1 protein-coding gene is annotated in these 1,313 nt (G+C 47.1%); it reads left to right on the forward strand.

Going from position 1 to position 1,313, the window contains the following annotated elements; translation table 11 throughout:
* Nucleotides 1-67 precede the first annotated feature (67 nt).
* Nucleotides 68-1,090 carry an IS110 family RNA-guided transposase gene (locus tag J1784_RS00370; RefSeq protein WP_217147592.1) on the forward strand — a complete coding sequence of 341 codons (1,023 nt, stop codon included), beginning with the start codon at nt 68-70 and terminating at the stop codon, nt 1,088-1,090.
* Nucleotides 1,091-1,313: the final 223 nt, after the last annotated feature.

Below are 1,313 nucleotides of genomic sequence, written 5' to 3' on the forward strand. Positions count from 1 at the left end.
TAATGGGATGGACTACCTCCTCCCTTTGCGCTTAACTCAACAAAATACGTTCAGCAGGAGAGTAAACATGAATATCGTCTATCTGGGTATCGATCTGGCTAAAAATGTTTTCCAACTCTGTGGTTTAAACCAGGCTGGAAAACCCCTTTACACGAAACGCGTTGACCGAAAAATACTGCTTCAGACAGTAGCCAATATACCGGCCTGCCTGATTGGTATAGAAGCCTCAACGGGCGCATTTTACTGGCAGCGCGAGTTTGAAAAACGGGGACATAAAGTAAAAGTCATTAGTCCACAGTATGTTAAACCTTTTGTCCGCGGGCAAAAAAATGACGGCAATGATGCGTTGGCGATCGCTATAGCGCTGATGCAGCCTACGATGAAATTTGTCCCGCCAAAGAGCCCGGAGCAGCAAGATATTCAGGCCTTACACCGTGCAAGACAACGGATTGTCAATCATCGTACTGCGACGGTCTGTCAGATACGAGGCTTGCTGCTTGATCGAGGGATCCCCATGGGTATCTCTGTCACAAGGGCACGTCGAGCGATTCCCTTGATCCTCGAAGATGCTGAAAATGGTCTCAGTGCACGTATGCGCAGAACGATTGCGGAGCTCTATGATCTCTTTTTAGATCTCGAACGGCGTATAGGTTTTTTTGATAAAGAGATCGACACTGTTTTTAAACAGTCTGAAGCCTGTCAGCGTATTGCTAAAGTGAAAGGCATTGGCCCCAAAACCGCCACAGCCGTTATTGCGGCGATTGGTAAAGGGACCGAATTTAAGAATGGCCGCCATTTTGCTGCGTGGCTTGGCCTCGTGCCACGTCAACACTCTAGCGGAGACAGACAGGTGCTCATGAACATGACGAAAAAAGGCGACAAGCATCTACGGACCCTGCTTATTCACGGTGCCCGTGCTGTCGTCAGAGTGGCTACAAACAATAACGATGGCTATCTAAACCAATGGGTTAATCAACTTAAAGAGCGGCGCGGATTTAACAAAACGACCGTGGCAGTTGCCAACAAGAATGCCCGGATTATCTGGTCAATTCTTCATAACGAGACAGAATATCGGCCAGCAGTAATATGATACCTACCTTAAAAGTTGCAGAGTATTGAAAAATGGTAACAGGTTGCACCTGCACAATCGGAACCTGATTTTTATACAGGCCTTCGAGGCCGTCCAGTTGTTGAGGCGATTGTGTGCGGATTACCCATTTGGGCACAGGTATTCCTGATGCCGGATAGATGTAAGCAACAACCTAAAACCTGATTCAGTGCTTGCAAAACGGAGGTAGTCCATAGATGTAAAA

Origin of the sequence: Rahnella ecdela (assembly GCF_019049625.1) — a bacterium.
Taxonomy (GTDB): Bacteria; Pseudomonadota; Gammaproteobacteria; order Enterobacterales; family Enterobacteriaceae; genus Rahnella; species Rahnella ecdela.